Consider the following 19916-nt stretch of genomic DNA (forward strand, 5'->3'; position numbering starts at 1 on the left):
AGCGAGTGCGTTGGACCAAGTTATTTTCCGTTCATGCTGCAACCATCTCGGTTCCGTTTCTATCTGTCTCTGCGGCACCTCTTCCGTCCCACCGGGCCCACAGCCCAGGGGGACGGTCGAGGGGCGATCGATGTGTTACCCATTGGAGGATTTGTGCGCAACCGAACCAGGAGCATGGTGGCCGGCGCTCTGGGCGCCGCCGTGGTCGCGGCCGCGGCCGGCGGCGCCATGGCAGCACCGACGGACGGCAACGGGCGGGGCCAGGACCAGCTCTCCACAAGTGCCGCCAAGCGGAGCAATACCACCCAGGGCGACCTCGACGGGGACGGCCGCGCCGACCTCGGAGTGGGCGCGCCCGAGGGCACCGTCTCCGGGAAGTCCAAGGCGGGCTACGTGGGCGTGACCTACGGCGCCACGGGCGGCGTCGACACCAAGCGGCACAGCACGCTGACGCAGGCCAGCCCGGGTGTGCCCGGCACCCCGGAGGCCAAGGACGGCTTCGGCTCGGCCGTGGTGCGTGGCGACGTGGACGGGGACGGTTACGCCGACCTGATCGTCGCCGCGAACAACGAGGCCATCGGCAGCACTGCGCAGGCCGGTTCCGTCACGATCGTCTTCGGCTCCAAGAGCGGCCTGTCCGGCGACGCCATCGCCTTCCACGCGCCGAAGGTCACCGCCAACGCGCACTTCGGCGACCAGATAGCCGTGGGCGACCACAACAAGGACGGCCTCAGCGACCTCGCCATCTCCGACGGCGCGAAGGTGCAGCTCGTCAAGGGCGCGAAGAACCTGCGGCAGACGGCCACCCCGAAAATGACCAGCGTCACCCCGCCCGGCGGCGGGGTCAGCGTCGAGCACCTGGCCTCCGGTGACATCAACGGGGACGGCTACGCCGATCTCGTCACAGTCGCCTCCGAGGACTCGCCCTCCGACGAGGGCACGCTCGGCGTGCTGCCCGGCTCCTCCGGGGGCCTGAAGAGCATGCCGCTGGGCAAGGGCGTCCCGCTGCCGTTCGCGCAGTACCGCCCCGTGGTCGGCGACATCAACGGCGACGGGAAGGACGACGTCGTCACCGACACCGGCTTCTCGGACGGCCCGCAGGAGCAGAAGCTGCGCACCTACCCGGGCACCGCCGGCGGGCTCGACTCCGACAAGCCGGTGGACTGGAAGGGCAAGGAGCAGGAGGGCGAGGCGATCCGGCTCGCCGACTTCGACGGCGACGGCCACGACGACCTGGTGGTCAGCAACACCGGCGCCGAGGCACCGGGGGGCTACAACAACGCCGGTGCCATCACCGTGCTCAAGGGCACCGCGAACTGGCTGACCGACGAGGGGGCGCAGACCTTCTCGCTCGACACCGAGGGCGTCCCCGGCTCCATGGAGGGCAACGACAAGTTCGGTACCTCCGTCTCGCCGGCCGATTACAACGGCGACGGCAAGGCGGACCTGGCCGTGGGCATCCCGAACCGCGCCGAGGGTGTCGGCGCCGTGGCCCTGCTGTACGCGGGCACCGACGGACTGAGCGCCAAGGGCTCGTCCCTCATCGGCCCGAGTGACCTGGGTTCCCCGGCGACGAAGGGCCGCTTCGGCACGGAGCTGACGAACCCGGCGAACTAGGCCGCACGCCAGGGCTGTTCGGCAGATCACGTGCCTGTCGGCCGGCGGGGCGTGCTGATGAGTGCAGCACACCGTGGAGCCGACGCTCAGATGCCAAGTGATCGCACCCTTGGCGTCGACCTGGCACTTGGTACCGGGTAAGAACCCGGTGCCAAGTGCCAGCCCGCCGCCATCGGCGGAAGAGGTCGTGGATCCGGCCCACGGCCCGTACTCGACGGGCCTGTCTGGCCCCGGCACACCGGTACGTACCCGGAACCTTAGGCCGTCGATCAGCTGCCGCCGGGGCCAGACGGGTGGACGCCCCGCCTTCATCCCCTTCGGCAACAACGGCTCCAGCATTGCCCACGGTTCATCCGTGAGGTCTCCCCGACCCATGAACCGTGATCGTCCCGCCCCCAGGCCCGGTCGCGGCGTTCGAACAGCCCGCGGCCACGGACCAAGATGAAGAGGTCGCGTGGCTCCGCCAGGTGGCCAGGGAAAACCGGAAGAGCAGCACGGCCCAAGTGCAGAGCCTGCTCACGACTATGGAGGCAACTGCATGAGCGAAACCACAACGGCCCGGACCGTCACCGACATTCTCCAGCCGCGCAACACGCTCGTGGCCGGCATGGTCGGCATCGGTCTGGCTGCGGCAGGCGACTGGACGGGCATCCCCTGGGGCCTGCTCGGCGCGCTCTGCGCCGGACTGATACCGGCGGGGTACATCGAGTGGGAGCGGTCGCGGGGAACTTGGGGTGACCGGCACGTGGTGGACCGTACGAAGAGGGCGCCGATCTTCTTTGTCATCTTAGGGTCGATCGGCCTTGGCTCGCTCGGCATGGTCCTCGGTGATGCGCCCACCGGCATCCTCGTCGCGATGCTTGCGCTGTGGGCCATGACTGCCGTCCTTCTGGTGGTGAACAGCTTCTGGAAGATCAGTGTCGACTCGGCGGTGGCGTCCGCGGTTCCGGCACTGCTCGCTGTCGTGCACTCGCCCTGGTGGCTGCTCGCCTACGTGTTGACCATCGCGGTGTGCTGGTCCCGGGTGGCGCTGACGTACCACACCGTCGCTCAGACCGTGGCGGGCGCGTCCCTGGGCGCGGCGACCGCGGCGGCCTTCCTGGTGGCGTGAACCGGCCTTTTCTGGCAGGGAGGTGGGCCCGGACTAGGACCACGTCCGGCCGGGTCCGCGGTCTTCCGCGGCGGCGGGGAACACGTAGGCGGGCCATGACATCCGTGAAGGCAGGTGCGTCACCGGCCTGTCCGGCGGTGAGAACGAAGACCAAGGGCCGGCAGCAGTTATCAGCTGCGGGGTGGATCCTTGTGCTCTGTCCGCCGCGGGACCGGCCGATGGCGTGATCGGCCGGTTCTCCGGCCGGGGCCCCTTTTTGCGGGCCCCGGCGGCGTGCTGGTGTGCTCGCACGATTGTTGAGTCCACCGACACGGCCCAGGTCAGGTCCTCGTCGGGCGTCGGCCTGGGTCATCAGCACGGTGAACACTCGCTCCCAGGTGCCGTCGAGGGCCCACGTCCTCAGGCGGTTGTAGACGCCTCTCCAGTTGCCGTATTTCTCCGGCAGGTGGACCCACTGCGTTCCGGTCTGGGACTTGAAGGCGATCGCGTCGATCACCTCCCGATTGTCACGCCAGCGTCCACCCCGCTTCGGTGCCCGGTCCGGGAGCAACGGCTCAATCCGGGCCCACTGCACATCACTTAACGGCACACCCGGACCGACGACCGACTGATCCAAACGAACCTTCCTAGGTCCGGGCTTCAGCAGGGACGTGTCCGGTCTCGCTCACCACGTGGTCGGGTGATCTGGATGCGCACACCAGGACAGCGCACCCCCGCCTCCGCCCCGCCCGGTCCCTGGCGACTTCGCACCGGAGACGCTCGACTTCGGCTGACCGACGACAGCGGGGCCAGACAGGGGCACCCGGCCCGGCCCCGCTGTCCGTTCCCGGCTGCCCACTGGCTGAGGCGGATACGCGGACCTCTGCGAACTCAGAGGTCGTCCAGCAGGACGGCTTCCACAACTTGTGCCACCGGTAGAGCGCTACATCGATGGCCCTGGCGCGGGAAATGCCGAAGCGGGCCTCGGCTGATCATGCTGTTCCTGGGCCGGCAGATTCCCATCGCTGCGGCTGCGTCTTCTGTAGGTCAGATATGCGATGTGAGCCGGTGGCGCACGGCTCTCCCCACCAGGGGATTCATCTGTTGTGTATCGACGGCTGGTGAACTTCTGAACTTCCGCACCAGGGAGCAGCCGCGTGCTGTTCAAGGGGCCGTGAGGCGGCTATGGAGGAAGATGTGTTGACCGAGAGGCTGTTCCGGACTGACGACTTATCGCCGGCCGACCGGTTCGACTGCTGGCGGGATCTGATGGCGCAGACCCTGTGTCCCATGGACATGAGCAGCGATCGCGCGGCGCAGTTTCAGGCTCAGACACGGCTGTTGGAATTGGGACCGGTCAGCGTGTGGCCAACGATTGTCGAGCCGATGAGTTGGCGGAGAACGCCTCTTCTGATTCGGCAGTCCGATCCAGAGAACTACCACGTCACGCTCCCGATCGCCGGGTCGGTCGGCGTCACCCATGCGGGCCGGGAAGCCGTCCACGGCCCCCGGGGGATACATGTGGCGGATACCTCACAGCCGTTCCACTGTGTCACCGGCGCCCTGCACGCGGTGGGCCTGGAGGTGCCCAGAAAACTGGTGCCCCTGCGCAAGGAGCGGGCCGACCTGCTGCTCACCCGGCGGCTGCCGGCAGAGGAGGGTTACGGGAGCCTGCTGGCGCAGTTAGCGAAGGGCACCGGATCGTACGGCCCTGCGGACGGCCCCCGGCTGGGCTCGATCATCGTCGACCTGCTGTCGGCACTGTTCGCCCACGCCCTGGACGCCGACAGGTCGCTCCCACCGGAAACTCACCGGCAGGCCCTCGTGCTGCGTATTCGGGCCTTCGTCCAGCAGCACCTGCACGATCCGCAACTGACCCCACGCAGCGTCGCCACCGCTCACAACATCTCCACCGGCTACCTGCACCGTCTCTTCGGGCACGAAGAGGAGACGATCGCGGCCTGGATTCGCCACCAGCGTCTGGAGCATGCCCGCCGCGACCTTGGTGACCCCGTACTCGTCACTACCCCCATCCGCGCTATCGCCGCCCGCTGGGGCTTTTCTCGCGCTGCCGACTTCACCCGAGTCTTCCGTGCTGCCTATGGCATGCCACCCAGCGACTACCGGAACCACGCACTCACATCGGTCCGAGTAGACGCATCTCTAAGCCATTGATGACCCATTGCTAACGACATCTCATGGTGTGCACCGGCAAGCTGGTGATGTCCTCGCCGCCGACGAAATAGGGCAACGGTGCGGGGCGATCCACATCACGAGCCGAAGGAGCATGTTTTGAAGATGCGTATCGGTCGGGTCGTCGCAGGCACGGTGGCGCTTGCCGCCGCCACCACCATCATGGCGACCTCAGAAAGCGCCGCTGCCGGCGTCACACCCCGCATCGGATCGGATCACACGTATTCCGGGCGGCAGAACACATTATCCGTTCCCCTGCACAAGAGCGGTGTGGCTCAGCACCAATACCGCGTTGCCGTGTACACCGGCAACAAGGCAGGCGCTGGCACCGACGCGAACGTCTACATCACCATCTACGGCACCAGGGGCTCCGTAGGACCGATCAGACTCGACAACTCCGCAAACAACTTCGAGACCGGCAAGACCGATCGCTTCACTCTCGGTCTCCGCGACCTCGGCCGACTCAAGAGCATCAAAATCCGCCACGACAACAGCGGTAAGAAACCAGGCTGGTACCTGAACAAGGTCACGATCGACGGCAACGCCTCGTTCAGCGCCTACCGGTGGCTCGCCAAGGACGAAGATGACCACAGGACCTGGGTGAAGCTTCCACGCCGCTGAGCACCACTTTCCGAGACCCTCACTGCACTGGGGCGTGAGCGACCTCTGCGGATCGGGGGCGCGCCGCCGCAGGCCATGCGGTGTTCTCGTACGGTGCGTAACGCAGTTGGCGGCGGAGCTACGGGAGGACGATAACGATGCCCCCTGGGACCCGATGGCGGCCCCGGGGGGCATCGTTCGTGGTCGGTGACGTAGAGGTGCGCCGTCCAGCCGTCGGTGGCGTTGAAGGACCGTTCGAGGACCAGGAGGCGACCGTCGCCGATCGCCACGATCTCCGAGATGCCGTAGCCGGTGTCACCCATGCACGCGAATTGGCTATTGACGCGGTACTGGCCCCGGTGCCCGCCCTGCCACGTCTGGAAGCGACGGGTGTCGGTGCCGTCCTTCGTCGACCACCCCTCCATGCTCGCGACGAGGGTTCGGCCATCCACCGTCAGGCCCTCGAAAGTCCGGTTGGCGATCTTGTACGCCTTGAGATTTTCGGGGACAGGGAATTGCCCGAGGAGCCGCCCGTGGCGGTCGTACCGCCGCACGGACGTGGCCTCGTCGAGTTCGATGTCGACGAGGCCACCTTGGACGAGGTGACAGCGGATCGTGCCGACGCGGGTGGCATGGGGCATGGGGGCGGTTCCGTCCTTCGGGACGGGGCCGGCGCTCTCCGGCCCCGGGTGCAAACGAGCGCGCCGTCCAAGGCGCCGTTCCCGGGCTGGGCGAGCCGTGTACGGCGCGTGGCAGTGCCTACTGGGAGTCGCGGCTTTGAGGGGCGGCGGGGGCCCGCCGTACGGCCTCCTGCGCCATCGCCCGCACCATGCGGATACCGCTGCCGGCCGCGCCGCCGCCGGGCCGGGGTGCCCGGCGCGGCGCGGATCTGCGCTTCGCGCGCGAGCATCTGGCGCCGTGGATACGCCGGCGGCTGACCGGCCGCCCCTCGGGCGACGGCCGCCCCGCCAAGCGTCCCGAGCTGCTGCCGTAAGAGGGCTGACTCCCCGGCCAGCACCCGCGGCTGCGGCTTGGAGGATCGTACAGCCGGGGCCGGGGCGCTGGCCTGCGTAAATCGCCAGTAGACTCTGACCACGTGACTGCTGTGTCTGCGAAGCCTCGCATCCCCAATGTCCTGGCCGGCCGCTACGCCTCCGCGGAGCTGGCCGTGCTGTGGTCCCCCGAGTACAAGGTCAAGCTGGAGCGGAAGCTGTGGCTCGCCGTGCTGCGCGCGCAGAAGGACCTGGGGGTGGAGGTCCCCGAGCAGGCGCTGGCCGACTACGAGCGGGTCCTGGAGACCGTCGACCTGGCGTCCATCGCCGAGCGCGAGAAGGTCACCCGGCACGACGTCAAGGCCCGCATCGAGGAGTTCAACGCCCTCGCCGGCCATGAGCAGGTCCACAAGGGCATGACCTCCCGCGACCTGACGGAGAACGTCGAGCAGCTGCAGGTGCGGCTGTCCCTGGAACTGATGCGGGACCGTACGGTCGCCGTGCTGGCGCGCCTGGGCTCGCTGGCCGGTCAGCACGCCGAACTGGTGCTGGCGGGCCGCTCGCACAACGTCGCCGCGCAGACCACCACGCTGGGCAAGCGCTTCGCGACCGCGGCCGACGAGCTGCTGGTGGCGTACGGCCGGCTGGAGGACCTGCTCTCCCGCTACCCGCTGCGCGGCATCAAGGGCCCGGTCGGCACCGCTCAGGACATGCTCGACCTGCTCGGCGGGGACGCCGGCAAGCTCGCCGAGCTGGAGCAGCGGATCGCCGGGCACCTCGGCTTCGGCCAGAACTTCACCTCCGTCGGCCAGGTCTACCCGCGCTCGCTGGACTACGACGTGGTGACCTCGCTGGTGCAGCTGGCGGCCGCCCCGTCCTCGCTGGCCAAGACCATCCGGCTGATGGCTGGGCACGAGCTGGTCACCGAGGGCTTCAAGCCCGGCCAGGTCGGCTCCTCGGCGATGCCGCACAAGATGAACACCCGCTCCTGCGAGCGCGTCAACGGCCTGATGGTGATCCTGCGCGGCTACGCCTCGATGACCGGTGAGCTCTCCGGCGACCAGTGGAACGAGGGCGACGTGTCCTGCTCGGTGGTGCGCCGGGTCGCGCTGCCGGACGCGTTCTTCGCGCTGGACGGGCTGCTGGAGACGTTCTTGACCGTGCTCGACGAGTTCGGTGCCTTCCCCGCCGTCATCGCCCGCGAGCTGGACCGCTACCTGCCCTTCCTCGCCACCACCAAGGTGCTGATGGGCGCGGTGCGGGCCGGGGTGGGCCGCGAGGAGGCGCACGAGGCGATCAAGGAGAACGCGGTCGCCTCGGCGCTGGCCATGCGCGAGCAGGGCGTGGAGCGCAACGAGCTGCTGGACAAGCTGGCCGCGGATGCGCGGATCCCGCTGGACAAGGCGCAGCTGGACGCCCTGATGGCGGACAAGCTCTCCTTCACCGGCGCCGCGGCCGACCAGGTGGCGTCCGTCGTCGCCCGGATCGAGGAGATCGCCAAGCAGCACCCGCAGGCCGCGGCGTACACCCCCGGCTCGATCCTCTGACCCGAGGGCCCGTGCGCTTCACCCCCGAAGAGCTGGAAGCCGCTCGCGACCGCCTCGTCCCGGACGTGGCCGCGAGCGGCCTTCACGTGCTCTTCTGCGGCATCAATCAAGACCTAGCGATGCACGCGCGCTGACCTGCACAGGAACACGGTCCGAAAGATCAACTGGGAGAGGACTGGGAACAGGTGGCAGCCACATGTTCCCTTCCTCGCCCACGAAGTTCTCCCACCGCTCCTGCAGCGATTCTGCGATCCGCAGCTCCATCCCCGGTGTCACGTTGGCATACACGCCCTCCACTCCCCCGATCTCGTGCCCCATCCGCGCCTCGGTCGCAACCCGCGGGTGGCCATCCTCGTCGAGCCACTCTTTGTGGCCGTGCCTCGTGAGATAGATCCGCTTCCCGGTCATCTCAGGCACCGCAGGGATCTCCGCCCGCGCATACCGCCCTGTGCGCGCCGGGCTCCCATCCCGGATCGGCTGCCAATACGCCTCCTCGAAGTTCGTTCCGAGCAAGGGCCCTCCGCTGTGCGACCGGAACACCCACTGCGAGTCATGCGAAGCCAGCAGCGCCTTGTGCATCTCATGCAGGAACGGCGGCACCACCAGCGTCCGCCATGAGTCGTATTTCGGATCCACCAGCGTCCGCTCCCCCTCAACCCACTGGTGCTGGTACTGCACCCGGAGCGCCGGCATTCTCGTATACCGATCCAGGTCTGCCTCACGCTTTTCGTCGTGCGGATCAAGCGGGTCTGAGGCTGGCCAGCACGGTGAAGCGAAGCACCGCTGCAGTCCCCACATCTCCTTCGGTCGCATACCGGTGAACGCTGCGGTCCAGATATAGGTCCAGCCGGTGTAGCCCCACACCTGGTAGGCGTTGACCGCGAGGCGATGGAGTGTGGCCATCTCCTGCGGGCGCTTCTTCTCGCGCACCTTCTTCTTGTACTTGCCGCGGCCGCGCTGCTCACGCACCACCGGCGAGGTCGTGCGGAGTTGGTAGCGGGTCACCGAATCGTCCATCATGGCGCCGAAGATCATGAGGATCTGCTTCACGTACCCGGCCGATAGCTCGCCGCGCTCGGCGGCCGCACGCAGGGCCTTCCTCCATGCTTCGTACTCGAATGCGGTGATGTCGCCGACGGCCCGGTTTCCCCAGTAGGGCTCAATCCGTTTGTTGATGACGGCTTTGTAGGACCGCGTTGATGACGGTCGCAGATCCTGCGCCTCGTACCAGTCCCAGCAGTAGGACTTCATGAGGGTCTTGCTGTCACGATGCTTGATCGCAGTGCCGTGACGCACTTCGTACTCGCGGTCGAGGCCGTAGTCGCGTGCCGCATCTTCGTCGTCGAAGCCGGACTTCCACTCGTACTTCTTGCGACCGTTCGGCAGGTACTCGCCGGCCCACCACTTGACTCGACACTTGTTGCCGCGCCACTCGATGTAGGGCATAGGCACTCCTTGGGGTCTCCCGCGACGGCTCAGCAGGTTCGTTCCCTGTCCGGTCACGCCTGCGTGGCCTGCTAATCACGCCCACCTACGGGGCGGTTGCACCGCAACGGGCAGCCGCCCCCTGGTGCTTGATCCTCCCACCGTTCCCCCGACAACGGGTTCATTGCGGCAGAAGCCGGCCCCGGGCCACCCACTTGGGAGGTGGGATGGCGGCCCGGGGCCGGCGTACATGAGGCGCGGCCCGCCTGAATGCGTGCACGCGCCAGCTATCCGTCTTGATATATCAAGCGGACTCTGTCGTTCCTACCCTTGCGATCACATCAGAAACAAGATCGCTAAGGACGGGTTGCGATGGAGGCTGCGCACCGCCGCGTCGCAGCCGACCTCGCCGACCAGATCGCCGCTGGCCTTTGGGCCCCCGGCGACCAGCTCCCCTCACGAGCTGCGTTAGCTCGCCACTACGGAGTTCACGAGCAGACCGTGCGGCTCGCGATGATCCTCCTCCGATCGCGTGGACTCATTGAAGGAGAGCGGCGCAGCCGCCTCTACGTGGCGCATCCTCCCGTCATGCGCGCCCTCATAGCTCCCGACCGCGACTGGCCGTACCAGGCAGAGCGCATCGCCAGCGGCGCCTGGAAGGCGGGCGAGCAGCTCGCCGACCGGCTCGGCGTTCCTGTGGGCGCCACACTCAACCACGAGGTGCTGGAGTGCCTCGACCCGGGCGGTAGGTCGGCTCTCATCGTGTGCACCTGGTGGCGCGGACGCCGCCGACCGCACGCCAGCCATGTTGCCGAAGTTGAGGTCATGCACCTCGACGAGACTCAGGCCCACGCGCTCGGCCTGACGGTCGACAGTCCGGCCTACCGGCTCGTGCGCACCCGCCTCGACGACGCCAGCAGGCCGGTCGAGACCGCGGACCTGATCCTGCCGATGGACCGCTGGACGATCCGCCTCTAACGCCGGCGCCCCGCTCCGGGCGCTGTTCCGGGGCGGGGCGGGGAGTGCAGCGCTACCAGCATGAGCGCACACAGTGAATGTGATGCTTCAACTTTACGGTCGGCCACTGACAAACAGCGGGCCCGCGAGGGGCTACCCGGGATTCGACGCCGACCGGGACGCGGATTGGCCTGGGCTTGCCCCGGGATTCTAGAATCGAACTCATGAGCGAGTTGCCGCCGGACCTACCCCGCCTCCGCACACTGGAGACCTGGCTGCAGCTCACCCTCGAGCAGGTGCGGCAGCACATCGTCATCGCCGAGCAGCAGGAGGCCCAGCAGCAGCGGGCCGTCCCGCCCCCGCCGCCGGACTGGGTGGTGCAGCTCGGCGTCGGCCACGACGCGCATCCCGTCGCAGTACACGTCGGCGGCTGCGGGACTGCTGGCAAGCGCGCCCGCCCCATCAGCCGCCAGGAGGCGATCCGCGCGCTCACCGAGGGCGTCGAGGCGTGCGGCCTCTGCCGGCCCGACAGCGAGCTCGGCATCCTTTGACCTGCAGACCGCGGCCCGGCGACGCACCCTAGAGGGATGCGGGACCACGCACCGATCGTCGTCCACCAGCTGTCCGCCACCGGCGGTCGGCGCGTCACCGCGCGCGGCCAGATCCTCGGGCTCGCCTACAGCGACGACGACGTGATCGAGTTCCTGCGCCGAGCCGGACTGCCCGCGGCCGAAGAGCTCCTCGACGACGACGCGTGGGTCGAATGGCGCGGCGGCCACCCGCACGACTGGGGTGACACGTGACAGCGAAACGCCCCTCCCGAAGGAGGGGCATCTGCGCGGGCCCCGGGGGCCTTGGCCGTCAACGTCCCCTGGACGCTGGGCATCGGCGTGCACGGCCTGCTGTAGCTGCTGCACCTGGACAACGGACAGGTGCAGCAGCAGCTCCAGTGTTCCACGGGGTGCAGTAAACGGGCCCCGCCGCGACGGGGGATGCGCGGCGGGACCCAAGAACAGTGTGGCAGGCGGTGGCGACGGTTTGCGGCAATCAGGCAGAGCGTCGCACGCTCAGTTCCCGTCCTCGGTAAGGCTGTCGAGCATCTTCTGCTTGTCGAATTTCCCGTCCTCGTCGGTCCAACCCAAGCCGTCGATGGCAACGCTCGCCACAAGGGCCGTGTAGTCCTTGCGCTTGAGGCCCTCACACTCCGACGGCTTGGCCTTGTCGCCGTCTGGGCGCGCCTTCAACGCGGCGAGACAGTCGGTGGCCATCTCGTCATAACTCTGCGAGCAGCCGGCGGTGAGCCCGGCCAGCAGGATGACGCCAACAACAGCGGCACGGATACGCATGAATCCCCCAAGGGCTGGTGTGGGGCGACATCATCCCGCGCCGGCCACCGCCGCGGGGGCAGAACAGCGAAGCGCCCCGCCGGCGAGGGCGGGGCGCAGGAGCCGGTGCAACACCTTGGGGAGGTAGCGCCCGACACCCACAGCATGGACCTCGGTGCGCCTCGAGGGGAAGGGGGCGGACGCGGATCATCCGGAACGCAGGTAGCGCATAACGTTCCCTTATGCGCTGACTCCCCGCTGCACCCGGTAGTGCCGGACCTTGCGTCCGACGTCTACCAAGGTGGTATCGCCGACGAGCAACCAATCTCGCCAGTAGGCAGCGCCCCCATGGTTCTCGCCCGCACAGGCGCAAGTGCAGTCGTCGCCCTGGGCGCGCTCGCAGTTGGTATCACATCGCTCCGTGGTCGAGAACTCAAGATAGACGTCGACATCACCGAACCGCTCCGCCAGAGCGGTGGTGATGGCAGCCAGGTGCGGTCTGGCTATCTCCCACCGCCGGGCTTCCCTGTTCCAGTCCGGGCGGATCCGATCCCCCAGCTCGTCCAGGAGCCAGCGCCGGTTCGATCCTCCCTCGAAGGGCATCCAGACCCAGAGGCGTGTCTCGTCGTAGTTCCGGCGAATCCATGGCCTGCTCACAGCCCAATGCCCTCCGATGCAGCGTCGGTCCACCGCTCCTGCTTAGTTTCCGCAGTTCGCGGAGGGGCGTAGTCGTTGATGAACGGATCCCAGTACCGGATGCGAAGCCCCAGCAGGCTAGTCGGATGCCGCCGGCGGTATCGCCCGAACAAGGTGTTGCTGTCTTGGTAGACGCCTTCCTGGGTGTTGCATCCGCGGCACAGGTATCCACGCGTCAGGCCGGTGAAGTGGTCGTGATCCTCCACCAGCTCGCGGCGATGCCCGCAGATGGCACACCGGCCGTCCTGCCAGTGCCTGAGTATCGCGCTGGCCCGAGACTCCGGATTCCCCATGATCATGGCGAGTGCCGTCTCTGACAGTTGGTCGTTGATGTCTCCTCCTTGCGGGTACGTCCAGTTGTCCCAGTCGTCCGGGACGGGCCATCCCCAGCAGATCGGATCGGCAGCTAGGTACGCCTGCCATGCTTCTTCGTCTGCTCGCTTGCGAGCGTCTTGGGCTTCTTGGAAGGGCTGGCTCATGTGGCTCCAGCAGCCGTCGGCGTACTGGAAGTCAAAGCCCACCATCCAGGAGTGGAGGCTCCGCGTGCACGGTCTCCCCTTCTTGGTGGGCTTGCCGCAGATGTAGTCCCTGGCGTGCGAGGTCACGAGTTTCCCTTTTGTGGTCGACGAAGGCCCGCTGCTGCGTTGTCGTCCCATTCATCGGCGAGCTGCATGTAGCCGAGCATCGCTTTGCTGCCGGGCGCCCAGCCGCCCTGCTTGGCGATGTTGACAGGGTCCTTGCCGTTCTTCCTGCCTTCGGTTGCGAGTCCGGAGCGCAGGGAGTGCCCAGTCCAGCGGATGGGGATGCCTGAACGGCTGGCGACACGGGCGACGGCGGCTGTGACGGAGTCGGGGCTCATTGCGTCACCGATGTGGCCCCACCGGTCGATACGGGGGAAGGCCGCCGCTCGCGGTTCCGTGCACGCGTAGGCGTCGCGCCAGCGTTCCCAGGCTCGGGCTGCGCAGATCTCCGGTTCGTCATTGTTGTAGGGGATGGCGACCGTGCGGACGGAGCGGGCGGTCTTGCCGGTGACCACGGCGACCTTTATGCCGCGGGCGTGCGTGGTGATGTCGGCGAGGAGTAGCGCGGAGACCTCTGAGGCGCGGGACGCGAAGTGGAAGCCGACGAGGATGAGGGCAAGGTCGCGCCGGCCGGTGAGGGTGTCGTCGCATGCGGCTGCGACGCGGTGGAGGTTGTCGAGGTCGGCGGCCGGCGCTTTGCCTCGACCGCGCCGTTCTTTCGCCTTCGCGAGCTGGGTGGCGATGGCTTCGAGTCGAGCGCGTGCTTCGGAGTGGATGTCCTTGCCTACTGGGTGGCCGCGTTCTCGTAGTCCGACGATGGCTGCTGTCAGGTGGGAGTGGGCTGAGGTAGGGGCGTAGCCAAGGGTGCCACCGGGGCCGGGGCTGGTTCGCCCTCGGTCGAGCATCCAGGCGGTGAAGGCAACGAGGGCGCCACGGCTGCCTTCAGTCTCGGGGAGTCCCTGCTCGGCGCAGAATCGGCGCCACACCTTCCAGCCCTTGGCGTAGGTCTCGGTGGTGTTGGGTGGGATGGTCGCCTCTTTGATGGCGTCAGCGAAGTCTTCAGCCGCTGCCAGGCGTTCAGCGGCCTCTTCGCCATGGCGGGCCGCCCATGCGTTGCGGATCTCTACGGGGACTCGGCTGATCCTTTCAACTGATCTATCCACTGGTCTCCTTGATGCCTCATCGGGCCCGTTTTGTCGCCCAGGATATGAAGAGTGTATCCCGAGTGATACGAACCGCACTACAGAATGATGCGCGATCGATCAGCACGTACATTCGATGCCGCCGACACTCAACTCCCTCTAGGTAAACGAGCATTGAGGCTAGACAGACGAGCGGCCCCGCGCTACCTTCATCTCGCCAATGCGGCATCTAACCCACGTCTAATGAAAGGAGCGCGCGTTGCGCATCGTCGTCACCGTCGAGGACCCCGAACCCGGCTTCCTCAACAAGTTCACAGCTCTGCTCGCCGAGCACGGCGCCAAGGTCGAACTCGACACCACGTGGACCGTAGAACGGGCCACCCGCTACTACCGCGAACTCCCCCCACGGGCCCAGGACATCGTCCGCCTCGCCGCCATTCAGGACGGACTGGTGAAGGCCGACGAGCTCCGCAAGGATGGCGACGGCAGCCTCCGTGGCCACAGTGGCGCCCTCAAGCGCACCCTCGAACGAGGCGTCCGCAACGGCTGGTGGCCCGAGGGTATGAAGCCGCCGATCGAACCCCAGGGGCCCGGCTTCGGCAAGGTCCAGGGCTACCTCATGCCGCTCGAACTCGTGGACATCTTCTCCGCCGCCACCGACAAGACCGAGAAGAGGAACTGACCATGCAGCTCACGGACATCAAGAAGGACGGCACCACGACCGTCGAGTTCACCGACGCGGAGGCGCACGCCATCCGTGACGCGCTCGCCGCCACCAGCGGCGGCGACAGTGCGGCCTGGACGCTCCAGCGGCTCCTGTCCCACGCCCACGGCGACACTGAGAAGTGAGGAGTACGGCCATGAGCAGCCCGCGAGGAACCGTCGCCCGAGTAGCGGAAATCGACCTGATGAGCCCTGCTGATCTGGCCGAGCTCACCGCAGCGGTCGACCGTGGAGACGCAGAGACCATCCGCAGCATCGGCCACCACTGGTCCGGGTTGATCGCCCTGGACATCTTCAGCGTCGCCGACGCCATCGACCCCGAGAAGTGAGGACACGACCATGAGCACGCCCGCCGAACTGCGCGCCCGCGCCACCGAGCTGGAGGACCGAGTGTCTCCGGCAACCGCCGGGCCCCGTACCGACGACGAGCGCATGTGGCTGGAGAAGGCCGCCGCGCTCCGGGCCGAAGCTGACCGGCTGGAGAGCGACGCCGAGAACGCGGCGAAGGCCGTAGGTCAGGGGCTCGGGAACCTCTTCCTCAGGCCCGGCCCACCTGCCGACAGCGCCCCCGAGAAGTGAGGAGCACAGGCGTGAGTAATTCCCCTGCAACGTGCCGCTGCGGCTGCGGCGAGACTCCCTCCCCCGGCAGCGAATGGCCGCCCGGCGGGCACGACCACCGTGCCGTCCACCAACGCATCGCCCGCATCGGCTCCACGGTCGAGTTCTGCGACTGGTTCGATCAGCAGGTGCCACCCGCCGCCCCCAGCTCCAGCGACCAGCCCCGCGAAAAGTGACCGCCTGACCCTGCACAGACCGACGCCCCGCCTGAGGAAAGCAGGCGGGGCGTCGGCATGTGAGGCTACACGCCTCGGGTCGGCCTACTTGAACCAGTACCGGACGCCGTGGTGACGGGAGCAGGTGCCGGAGAAGTGCTTCGAGCGGGACCAGGTGCCGTCCTTGCACTTGGCCATGACGCCGGCCGGGTGCTTGATGTGGGTGCCGCAGACGCCGGTGGTGTGCCGTGCGCAGTGGACGGTGGCGGCTTGTGCGGTGCCGGCGCTGATGGTGATGGGCGCGATGACCGCGGCGGCCAGTGTGGCGGCGGCGATGGCGCTGCGGATGCGGCGGGCCGGACGCGCGAGTGTGCTGGTCAAGAGTCCCCCAGTGCGGTGGTTCGGTTGATGCGCCGAGCATGGCGTGCCAGCATCCGGCGAGTCCGACACTTCGGCCGTCCGTGACGAATCTGTGACGATCGGGCGGTACGGGGTGTCTGGGACGTGCGGGGTTCCCTCAGACGGATCCTGCGGGCGGACGGGTCTACCGGGTACCCCCGGGAAGACCCGTCTGCTGGTCGAGGAGCCAGTCGCAGTCCCGCGCGAGCAACTGCACCTTCACCATCGCCGCGAACGGATCCCCGGCCAGCGGCTGCTCCAACTGTCGGGTGATGCAGTCCAGGCGGGCCGCCCGCTCATACCAAGCCCCGCTGCCCCGCCACAGCTGGTCGGCGGCAGTCCGGGCGCCCGGCAGCAGCAGGGCGACGTGCCCGCGCAGCGCCTCGTGCAGCCCGGCCATCGCGTCGCGGTCGAGGGGGCCGGCGCCCAACAGCAGGGCCAGGCGGACCGTCTCCCGGATCGTGGCGGTGTCGATCGGCTCGGCGTCGGGAGATGCTGGCGGGGACACCTGCGGGACTGGTTGCACACTGAACCCCTAGCGTCAGAAGTGGCTGCACCTCTAACGCTAGGGATCATTGGGTGACGGAAGGGCTACAAGCCGTAGCCCCAGAGGGCTCAGACCACTCCGAGACGAATCCCCAGCTCCACCAGCTGCCCGCGCTTCTGAGTGCGGATCATCGTGCCCACCGTTTCGCGCACCCCCGCGTGCATCCTCGTGGCCTGCGGCGCCAACCGCTCCGCCTGCAAGAACGCTCCCAACGCGGCGTCCCGCTGCCCGTTGTAGAAGTGGGCGCGCCCCACATCGATGAAGTGGTGCGACCTGCGCTCCCGGCTGTACGAGTCGGGCAGCTTGACGTCCCGCGCCCGCTCCACCGCCACCCGGCCCTGCCCCAGCTCCACCGGAAGGCTCACGCCCCAGATCGCCACGTTCGTCGGCCCGAACTGGAGGTGCCAGTCGTCACGGTCCTCGCCGAGCAGATCCGCAGACTTCGTCGCGCGTCGCCAGTGCCGCTCAGCCGCCGCCTTCTCCGAGGCGCGGGCATGGTTCAACGCCGCCTTCAGCTCGAACGCCCCGCGCAGCGACACCGCCTCAGGCGACACATCCTGCCGCCGGGTCAGGTCGGCCAGAGCCTCGTCGATGATGGCGCCCGCCTCGTCGTGCTCCCCGATACTCAGGAACTCGCCCGCGTCGTACCAGCGCGCGGCCAGCACCCTCAGCGGATCGCCCGTCGCCTCCGCAGACCACAACACCCGCTCGGTCGCCAGCGTCGCGTCGCTGACGTGGCCAAGCTTGTACAGGTACTGCATGGCGCACTCGTAGGCCGTGGCCAGCAGCCCGTACACGTCGCACCGTTCACTCCCGGCCGTCACCTCGGCCGCCACCTGCAAGTCCCGAAGCAGCGCCGGCAGAGTCTCGCCAGCCTGCGCCAGCCGTGCACCATGCCGGTCCGCATTCGCCGCGGCAGCCCGCACGCGCAGCTCCGGCACATCGACGGCCGCGACCTCGGCGTCGTCGGCGCGCGTCGGCCGGCCGTGGCGCAGCAGAGCCCGCCGCACCGAGGCGACCGCGGCCACCGCCGTCTGCCCATCACGATCCGCCTGGGGAGGGATGATCGGACCTCCGGTGATTTCGGTGGGGTGGCAGCCCAGCGCCCGGCACAGCGGCAGGATCGTAGCGGGCCGGTCCAGTGCGCGGCGCCCCTGCTCGAACGCCTTGATCGCTGCCAAGCTGAAGCCTGCCTCGGTGGCGAGCCGCTGCTGCGTCCAGCGGCGCCGCATCCGTAGACGCGCCAGACGCTGGCCGTTGCTGTCGCCCTCGTGAGAGTCACTGAAGTACGCCATAATGGGCCTCCGTTCCAGAACTCGACATTCGGAACGGTACGCCTGCCAGGCGCCAGGGCGTGCGGCGATCGGCCCCCACCATTCCGGCGGGGGCCGATTTCGTGGCCGGCTGTCAGTGCCCGGCCGTACCATCGGCGGCATGGCGACCCCCTGCGTGCCCGACGCCTCCGCTGAGGCGAACAAGGCGATACGCCGGTTCATGGCCGCCCGCACCGGCCGACCCCTCACCGCGGACGAGCAGGACGAGTACGAGCGGCTGCTCGCCGCCTGGGCCGAAGCCACCCGTCGCTGACACGACGAAGCGCCCCGCCGCCTGCCGAAGCAGGGGCGGGGCATTCGCTCGGGGGCTCCGTTAGGGGGTAGCGCTCGAAGAGGGGCCGGGCGTCGGTGCGTTAGCGCAGATCTTGTCGGCAGCCCTCCGCATCGCGGCGCCCAGCCGCTTGGCGTTGTCGTCACGGAGGATCGCCCACAAGGCGCAGGTGAGCTGCTGCTGGTCCGTGCGCTGCGCCTGGCCGGTGGTCTGCCCGGACCGCAGGGTGGTGAGCCCGGTCTGTGCGTTGGACTGCATCCATATGAGGACGCCCGCCAGCACGGTGACGGTGACGAAGACAACGGTGATGATGGCGTTGCCGCCGACGGGGCGGCGGCCCGGTAGTGGCGCGGTCATGCTCCGCCCCTTCTGGTCAGCCTGCTGCCCAGCAGGCTGGGCAGCAGGGGTGTTTCGCTGGGTGACGAGGTGGGGCTTGGGCTGACTGTCTGCGGCTGGTCGCTGCTGGCGCCCTTGCGGCGGCAGACGAGCGTGTCAGGGGCCTGCGGATCGGGCTCAAGCACGTATCCGTCGGGGCAGGTTTGGCCGTCGCGCCCGCTCTGCCCGTCCGTCCCGTCCTTGCCGTCGGTGCCATCTCGTCCGCTGGGTCCGGCGGGGCCTGTTGGCCCGGGGACTGTGGAGTCGGCTCCTGGCTGGCCCGGCTGCCCGTCCTTCCCGTCCGCGCCGGGCGATCCGCTGGGGCCTGGCGATCCGGCGGGGCCGCGGGGGCCGGGGACGGTGGACTTTGCGCCCGGCCCACCGCGGTCTCCCTTGTCACCCTTCTGGCCGGGCGCGCTGGTGCCGTTCTTCCCTGGGTGGCCGCGCGGCCCGGCCACCGGTACGGCACCCAGATGGCGCACCTGCTTGGCGAGGGCATCCCGATCCGCGAGGGCCTGATGGAGCGAGGCGGACAGAGTCTGGATGGTGATGACGATCCAGGCGAGGACCGCCACCAGCAGCACGACGCCCGCGGTGTACATGAGGTCGGCCCGGCGCTTACGTCCACGGTCAGACCGGTGAAGTCCCATGCCTGTCATTTCGTCCCCCTGCTAGCGAGGTAGACCTGCAGGAGCAGCAGGAGAAGCGGCACGACCAGCGAGGTGAGAATGAGCCGCCGGTCGGAGGCCCGCTGCGCCTCGGCCTTGCGGGTCTCCTCCATCCGGGCATCCGACTCCTTCTGGCGGGCATCCTCGAGCGCGGCGACCCGCACAGCAATCAGCTGAGCGCGTTCGTCCTGGGCCTGCTGCTGAAGCGTCAGCAGCGAGGCGTCGACTTTGGTGTCGAGGCGCCCGGCCAGAGTCCGCATGTCCTCTTTGATGTCGTCGAACCCGGCGTCCAGGCGACGGGCCAGCTCCCCGTTCGTCGGCTCGTCGCCCATGCTGGCCTCCGGTTAGCCGGCCACCGGTGCGCCCGGGCGGGACGGCGAGACCTGTGGCCGGGTCAGCAGTGTCAGCGTCGCCAATACGACACCGTTGACAGCGCCGATGGTCGACTGCGACACCTCGTAGCCGAAGGTGGCGACAAACACCGCCGCTGCGGCCACGACAGTGGTGAACGCCTGCGGGGCGACCGGCCGGGTCATGGCCGCAGCAACCGCGCCGAAGACCGCAGTGACGACACCGACGATCGCACCCGCCTGCGCTGCGGTAAGGCCGGTGAAGCCGAGACTGACGAGCAGGCCGAGCGCAGCCGACAGCGCGTTGAGGACTACCACGGGCTCTCTGCCGAAGATCTTCATGCTGATTCCGTTCTCTAAAGGACGCCTGA

At 68.4% G+C, this 19916-nt stretch carries 26 protein-coding genes and 5 pseudogenes; 17 read left to right on the top strand and 14 right to left on the bottom strand.

All coding sequences use genetic code 11. The features are described 5' to 3' along the window. Positions 1-174 precede the first annotated feature (174 nt). Positions 175-1617, top strand: coding sequence for an FG-GAP-like repeat-containing protein (locus K7396_RS02350; RefSeq protein WP_086716765.1), 1443 nt, complete (start codon positions 175-177; stop codon positions 1615-1617). Positions 1618-1824: 207 nt separating this feature from the next. Here the strand turns inward: K7396_RS02350 and K7396_RS02355 are convergent. Continuing rightward, a pseudogene (locus tag K7396_RS02355) lies at positions 1825-1992 on the bottom strand (transposase); the annotation flags it as partial. 163 nt (positions 1993-2155) lie between these two features. On the opposite strand from K7396_RS02355, the gene K7396_RS02360 reads away from it, so the two are divergent. Beyond that, positions 2156-2728: a hypothetical protein gene (locus K7396_RS02360; RefSeq protein ID WP_086716766.1), complete on the top strand. Its 573-nt coding sequence runs from the start codon at positions 2156-2158 to the stop codon at positions 2726-2728. A 58-nt stretch (positions 2729-2786) separates the two neighbouring features. Here K7396_RS02360 and K7396_RS35865 read toward each other — a convergent pair. Next, positions 2787-3317: pseudogene (locus K7396_RS35865) on the bottom strand (IS5 family transposase); the annotation flags it as partial. A gap of 587 nt (positions 3318-3904) precedes the next feature. On the opposite strand from K7396_RS35865, the gene K7396_RS02370 reads away from it, so the two are divergent. Then, entirely contained in the window at positions 3905-4882 is a 978-nt protein-coding gene (locus tag K7396_RS02370) for an AraC-like ligand-binding domain-containing protein (RefSeq protein WP_086716786.1), read from the top strand. Positions 4883-5005: 123 nt separating this feature from the next. Then, positions 5006-5521, top strand: a complete 516-nt coding sequence (locus K7396_RS02375) for a PLAT/LH2 domain-containing protein (RefSeq protein WP_223660352.1) — start codon at positions 5006-5008, stop codon at positions 5519-5521. On the opposite strand, the gene K7396_RS35870 is transcribed toward K7396_RS02375, so the two are convergent. Continuing rightward, a complete protein-coding gene (locus tag K7396_RS35870) occupies positions 5458-6141 on the bottom strand; it encodes an esterase-like activity of phytase family protein (protein ID WP_086716768.1) in 684 nt (227 codons plus the stop codon). The two genes, K7396_RS02375 and K7396_RS35870, sit on opposite strands and share 64 nt — an antisense overlap. A gap of 191 nt (positions 6142-6332) precedes the next feature. On the opposite strand from K7396_RS35870, the pseudogene K7396_RS02385 reads away from it, so the two are divergent. The 3 genes and pseudogenes from K7396_RS02385 to K7396_RS02395 all read left to right on the top strand — a co-directional run. Further along, a pseudogene (locus tag K7396_RS02385) lies at positions 6333-6494 on the top strand (SGNH/GDSL hydrolase family protein); the annotation flags it as partial. Between the two features lie 111 nt (positions 6495-6605). Then, on the top strand, positions 6606-8039 hold the full coding sequence (gene purB / locus K7396_RS02390) for an adenylosuccinate lyase (protein ID WP_086716769.1): 1434 nt from the start codon (positions 6606-6608) through the stop codon (positions 8037-8039). Positions 8040-8050: 11 nt separating this feature from the next. Next, positions 8051-8155: pseudogene (locus tag K7396_RS02395) on the top strand (mismatch-specific DNA-glycosylase); the annotation flags it as partial. Here K7396_RS02395 and K7396_RS02400 read toward each other — a convergent pair. Beyond that, positions 8142-9485 carry a tyrosine-type recombinase/integrase gene (locus tag K7396_RS02400; protein ID WP_086716770.1) on the bottom strand — a complete coding sequence of 448 codons (1344 nt, stop codon included), beginning with the start codon at positions 9483-9485 and terminating at the stop codon, positions 8142-8144. The pseudogene K7396_RS02395 and the gene K7396_RS02400 overlap by 14 nt on opposite strands. Before the next feature lie 351 nt (positions 9486-9836). Between K7396_RS02400 and K7396_RS35875 the strand changes: the two are divergent. From K7396_RS35875 to K7396_RS02420, 4 genes and pseudogenes are all read left to right on the top strand, one after another. Then, positions 9837-10025, top strand: a pseudogene (locus K7396_RS35875) (winged helix-turn-helix domain-containing protein); the annotation flags it as partial. Positions 10026-10052: 27 nt separating this feature from the next. Beyond that, positions 10053-10442, top strand: a complete 390-nt coding sequence (locus tag K7396_RS02410; protein ID WP_223660461.1) for a GntR family transcriptional regulator — start codon at positions 10053-10055, stop codon at positions 10440-10442. 203 nt (positions 10443-10645) lie between these two features. Beyond that, the gene (locus tag K7396_RS02415; protein ID WP_086716772.1) at positions 10646-10972 is read left to right on the top strand and encodes a DUF6233 domain-containing protein; all 327 of its coding nucleotides are present in this window, start codon (positions 10646-10648) and stop codon (positions 10970-10972) included. Positions 10973-11008: 36 nt separating this feature from the next. Beyond that, on the top strand, positions 11009-11224 hold the full coding sequence (locus tag K7396_RS02420) for a hypothetical protein (protein ID WP_086716773.1): 216 nt from the start codon (positions 11009-11011) through the stop codon (positions 11222-11224). 264 nt (positions 11225-11488) lie between these two features. On the opposite strand, the gene K7396_RS02425 is transcribed toward K7396_RS02420, so the two are convergent. The 3 genes from K7396_RS02425 to K7396_RS02435 form a co-directional block, all read right to left on the bottom strand. Then, on the bottom strand, positions 11489-11767 hold the full coding sequence (locus K7396_RS02425; protein ID WP_086716774.1) for a hypothetical protein: 279 nt from the start codon (positions 11765-11767) through the stop codon (positions 11489-11491). 632 nt (positions 11768-12399) lie between these two features. Next, complete coding sequence (locus tag K7396_RS02430; RefSeq protein WP_223659575.1) at positions 12400-13047, bottom strand: endonuclease domain-containing protein; 648 nt, start codon at positions 13045-13047, stop codon at positions 12400-12402. Then, entirely contained in the window at positions 13044-14126 is a 1083-nt protein-coding gene (locus tag K7396_RS02435) for a tyrosine-type recombinase/integrase (protein WP_223659576.1), read from the bottom strand. The genes K7396_RS02430 and K7396_RS02435 overlap by 4 nt, the downstream gene beginning before the upstream one ends. Before the next feature lie 238 nt (positions 14127-14364). Between K7396_RS02435 and K7396_RS02440 the strand changes: the two genes are divergently transcribed. The 5 genes from K7396_RS02440 to K7396_RS02460 are packed head-to-tail and all read left to right on the top strand — an operon-like array spanning position 14365 to position 15622. Beyond that, entirely contained in the window at positions 14365-14787 is a 423-nt protein-coding gene (locus K7396_RS02440; protein ID WP_086716776.1) for a hypothetical protein, read from the top strand. 2 nt (positions 14788-14789) lie between these two features. After that, on the top strand, positions 14790-14954 hold the full coding sequence (locus K7396_RS02445; RefSeq protein ID WP_158101103.1) for a hypothetical protein: 165 nt from the start codon (positions 14790-14792) through the stop codon (positions 14952-14954). A gap of 11 nt (positions 14955-14965) precedes the next feature. Continuing rightward, on the top strand, positions 14966-15157 hold the full coding sequence (locus K7396_RS02450; protein ID WP_086716777.1) for a hypothetical protein: 192 nt from the start codon (positions 14966-14968) through the stop codon (positions 15155-15157). A gap of 10 nt (positions 15158-15167) precedes the next feature. Continuing rightward, positions 15168-15407, top strand: coding sequence for a hypothetical protein (locus K7396_RS02455; RefSeq protein ID WP_086716778.1), 240 nt, complete (start codon positions 15168-15170; stop codon positions 15405-15407). Between the two features lie 11 nt (positions 15408-15418). Beyond that, a complete protein-coding gene (locus tag K7396_RS02460; protein ID WP_143589057.1) occupies positions 15419-15622 on the top strand; it encodes a hypothetical protein in 204 nt (67 codons plus the stop codon). A gap of 84 nt (positions 15623-15706) precedes the next feature. On the opposite strand, the gene K7396_RS02465 is transcribed toward K7396_RS02460, so the two are convergent. The 3 genes from K7396_RS02465 to K7396_RS02475 form a co-directional block, all read right to left on the bottom strand. After that, entirely contained in the window at positions 15707-15982 is a 276-nt protein-coding gene (locus tag K7396_RS02465; RefSeq protein ID WP_086716779.1) for a DUF3761 domain-containing protein, read from the bottom strand. A gap of 163 nt (positions 15983-16145) precedes the next feature. Further along, positions 16146-16508, bottom strand: a complete 363-nt coding sequence (locus K7396_RS02470) for a DUF6415 family natural product biosynthesis protein (protein ID WP_143589058.1) — start codon at positions 16506-16508, stop codon at positions 16146-16148. A gap of 107 nt (positions 16509-16615) precedes the next feature. Beyond that, the gene (locus K7396_RS02475; RefSeq protein ID WP_086716781.1) at positions 16616-17842 is read right to left on the bottom strand and encodes a helix-turn-helix domain-containing protein; all 1227 of its coding nucleotides are present in this window, start codon (positions 17840-17842) and stop codon (positions 16616-16618) included. Between the two features lie 139 nt (positions 17843-17981). Here K7396_RS02475 and K7396_RS02480 point away from each other — a divergent pair, with 139 nt between their 5' ends. Continuing rightward, entirely contained in the window at positions 17982-18134 is a 153-nt protein-coding gene (locus K7396_RS02480) for a hypothetical protein (protein ID WP_167392728.1), read from the top strand. Positions 18135-18194: 60 nt separating this feature from the next. On the opposite strand, the gene K7396_RS02485 is transcribed toward K7396_RS02480, so the two are convergent. The 4 genes from K7396_RS02485 to K7396_RS02500 are packed head-to-tail and all read right to left on the bottom strand — an operon-like array spanning position 18195 to position 19887. Further along, the gene (locus tag K7396_RS02485) at positions 18195-18509 is read right to left on the bottom strand and encodes a hypothetical protein (protein WP_086716782.1); all 315 of its coding nucleotides are present in this window, start codon (positions 18507-18509) and stop codon (positions 18195-18197) included. Then, positions 18506-19129 (bottom strand): collagen-like domain-containing protein, encoded by a 624-nt coding sequence (locus tag K7396_RS02490; protein WP_143589059.1) that lies wholly within the window; start codon positions 19127-19129, stop codon positions 18506-18508. Before K7396_RS02490 ends, K7396_RS02485 begins: the two co-directional genes overlap by 4 nt. 53 nt (positions 19130-19182) lie before the next feature. Then, positions 19183-19527, bottom strand: coding sequence for a hypothetical protein (locus K7396_RS02495; RefSeq protein WP_086716783.1), 345 nt, complete (start codon positions 19525-19527; stop codon positions 19183-19185). Between the two features lie 12 nt (positions 19528-19539). After that, the gene (locus K7396_RS02500; protein ID WP_086716784.1) at positions 19540-19887 is read right to left on the bottom strand and encodes a hypothetical protein; all 348 of its coding nucleotides are present in this window, start codon (positions 19885-19887) and stop codon (positions 19540-19542) included. Positions 19888-19916: the final 29 nt, after the last annotated feature.

This window comes from Streptomyces angustmyceticus (assembly GCF_019933235.1).
GTDB lineage: Bacteria > Actinomycetota > Actinomycetes > Streptomycetales > Streptomycetaceae > Streptomyces > Streptomyces angustmyceticus.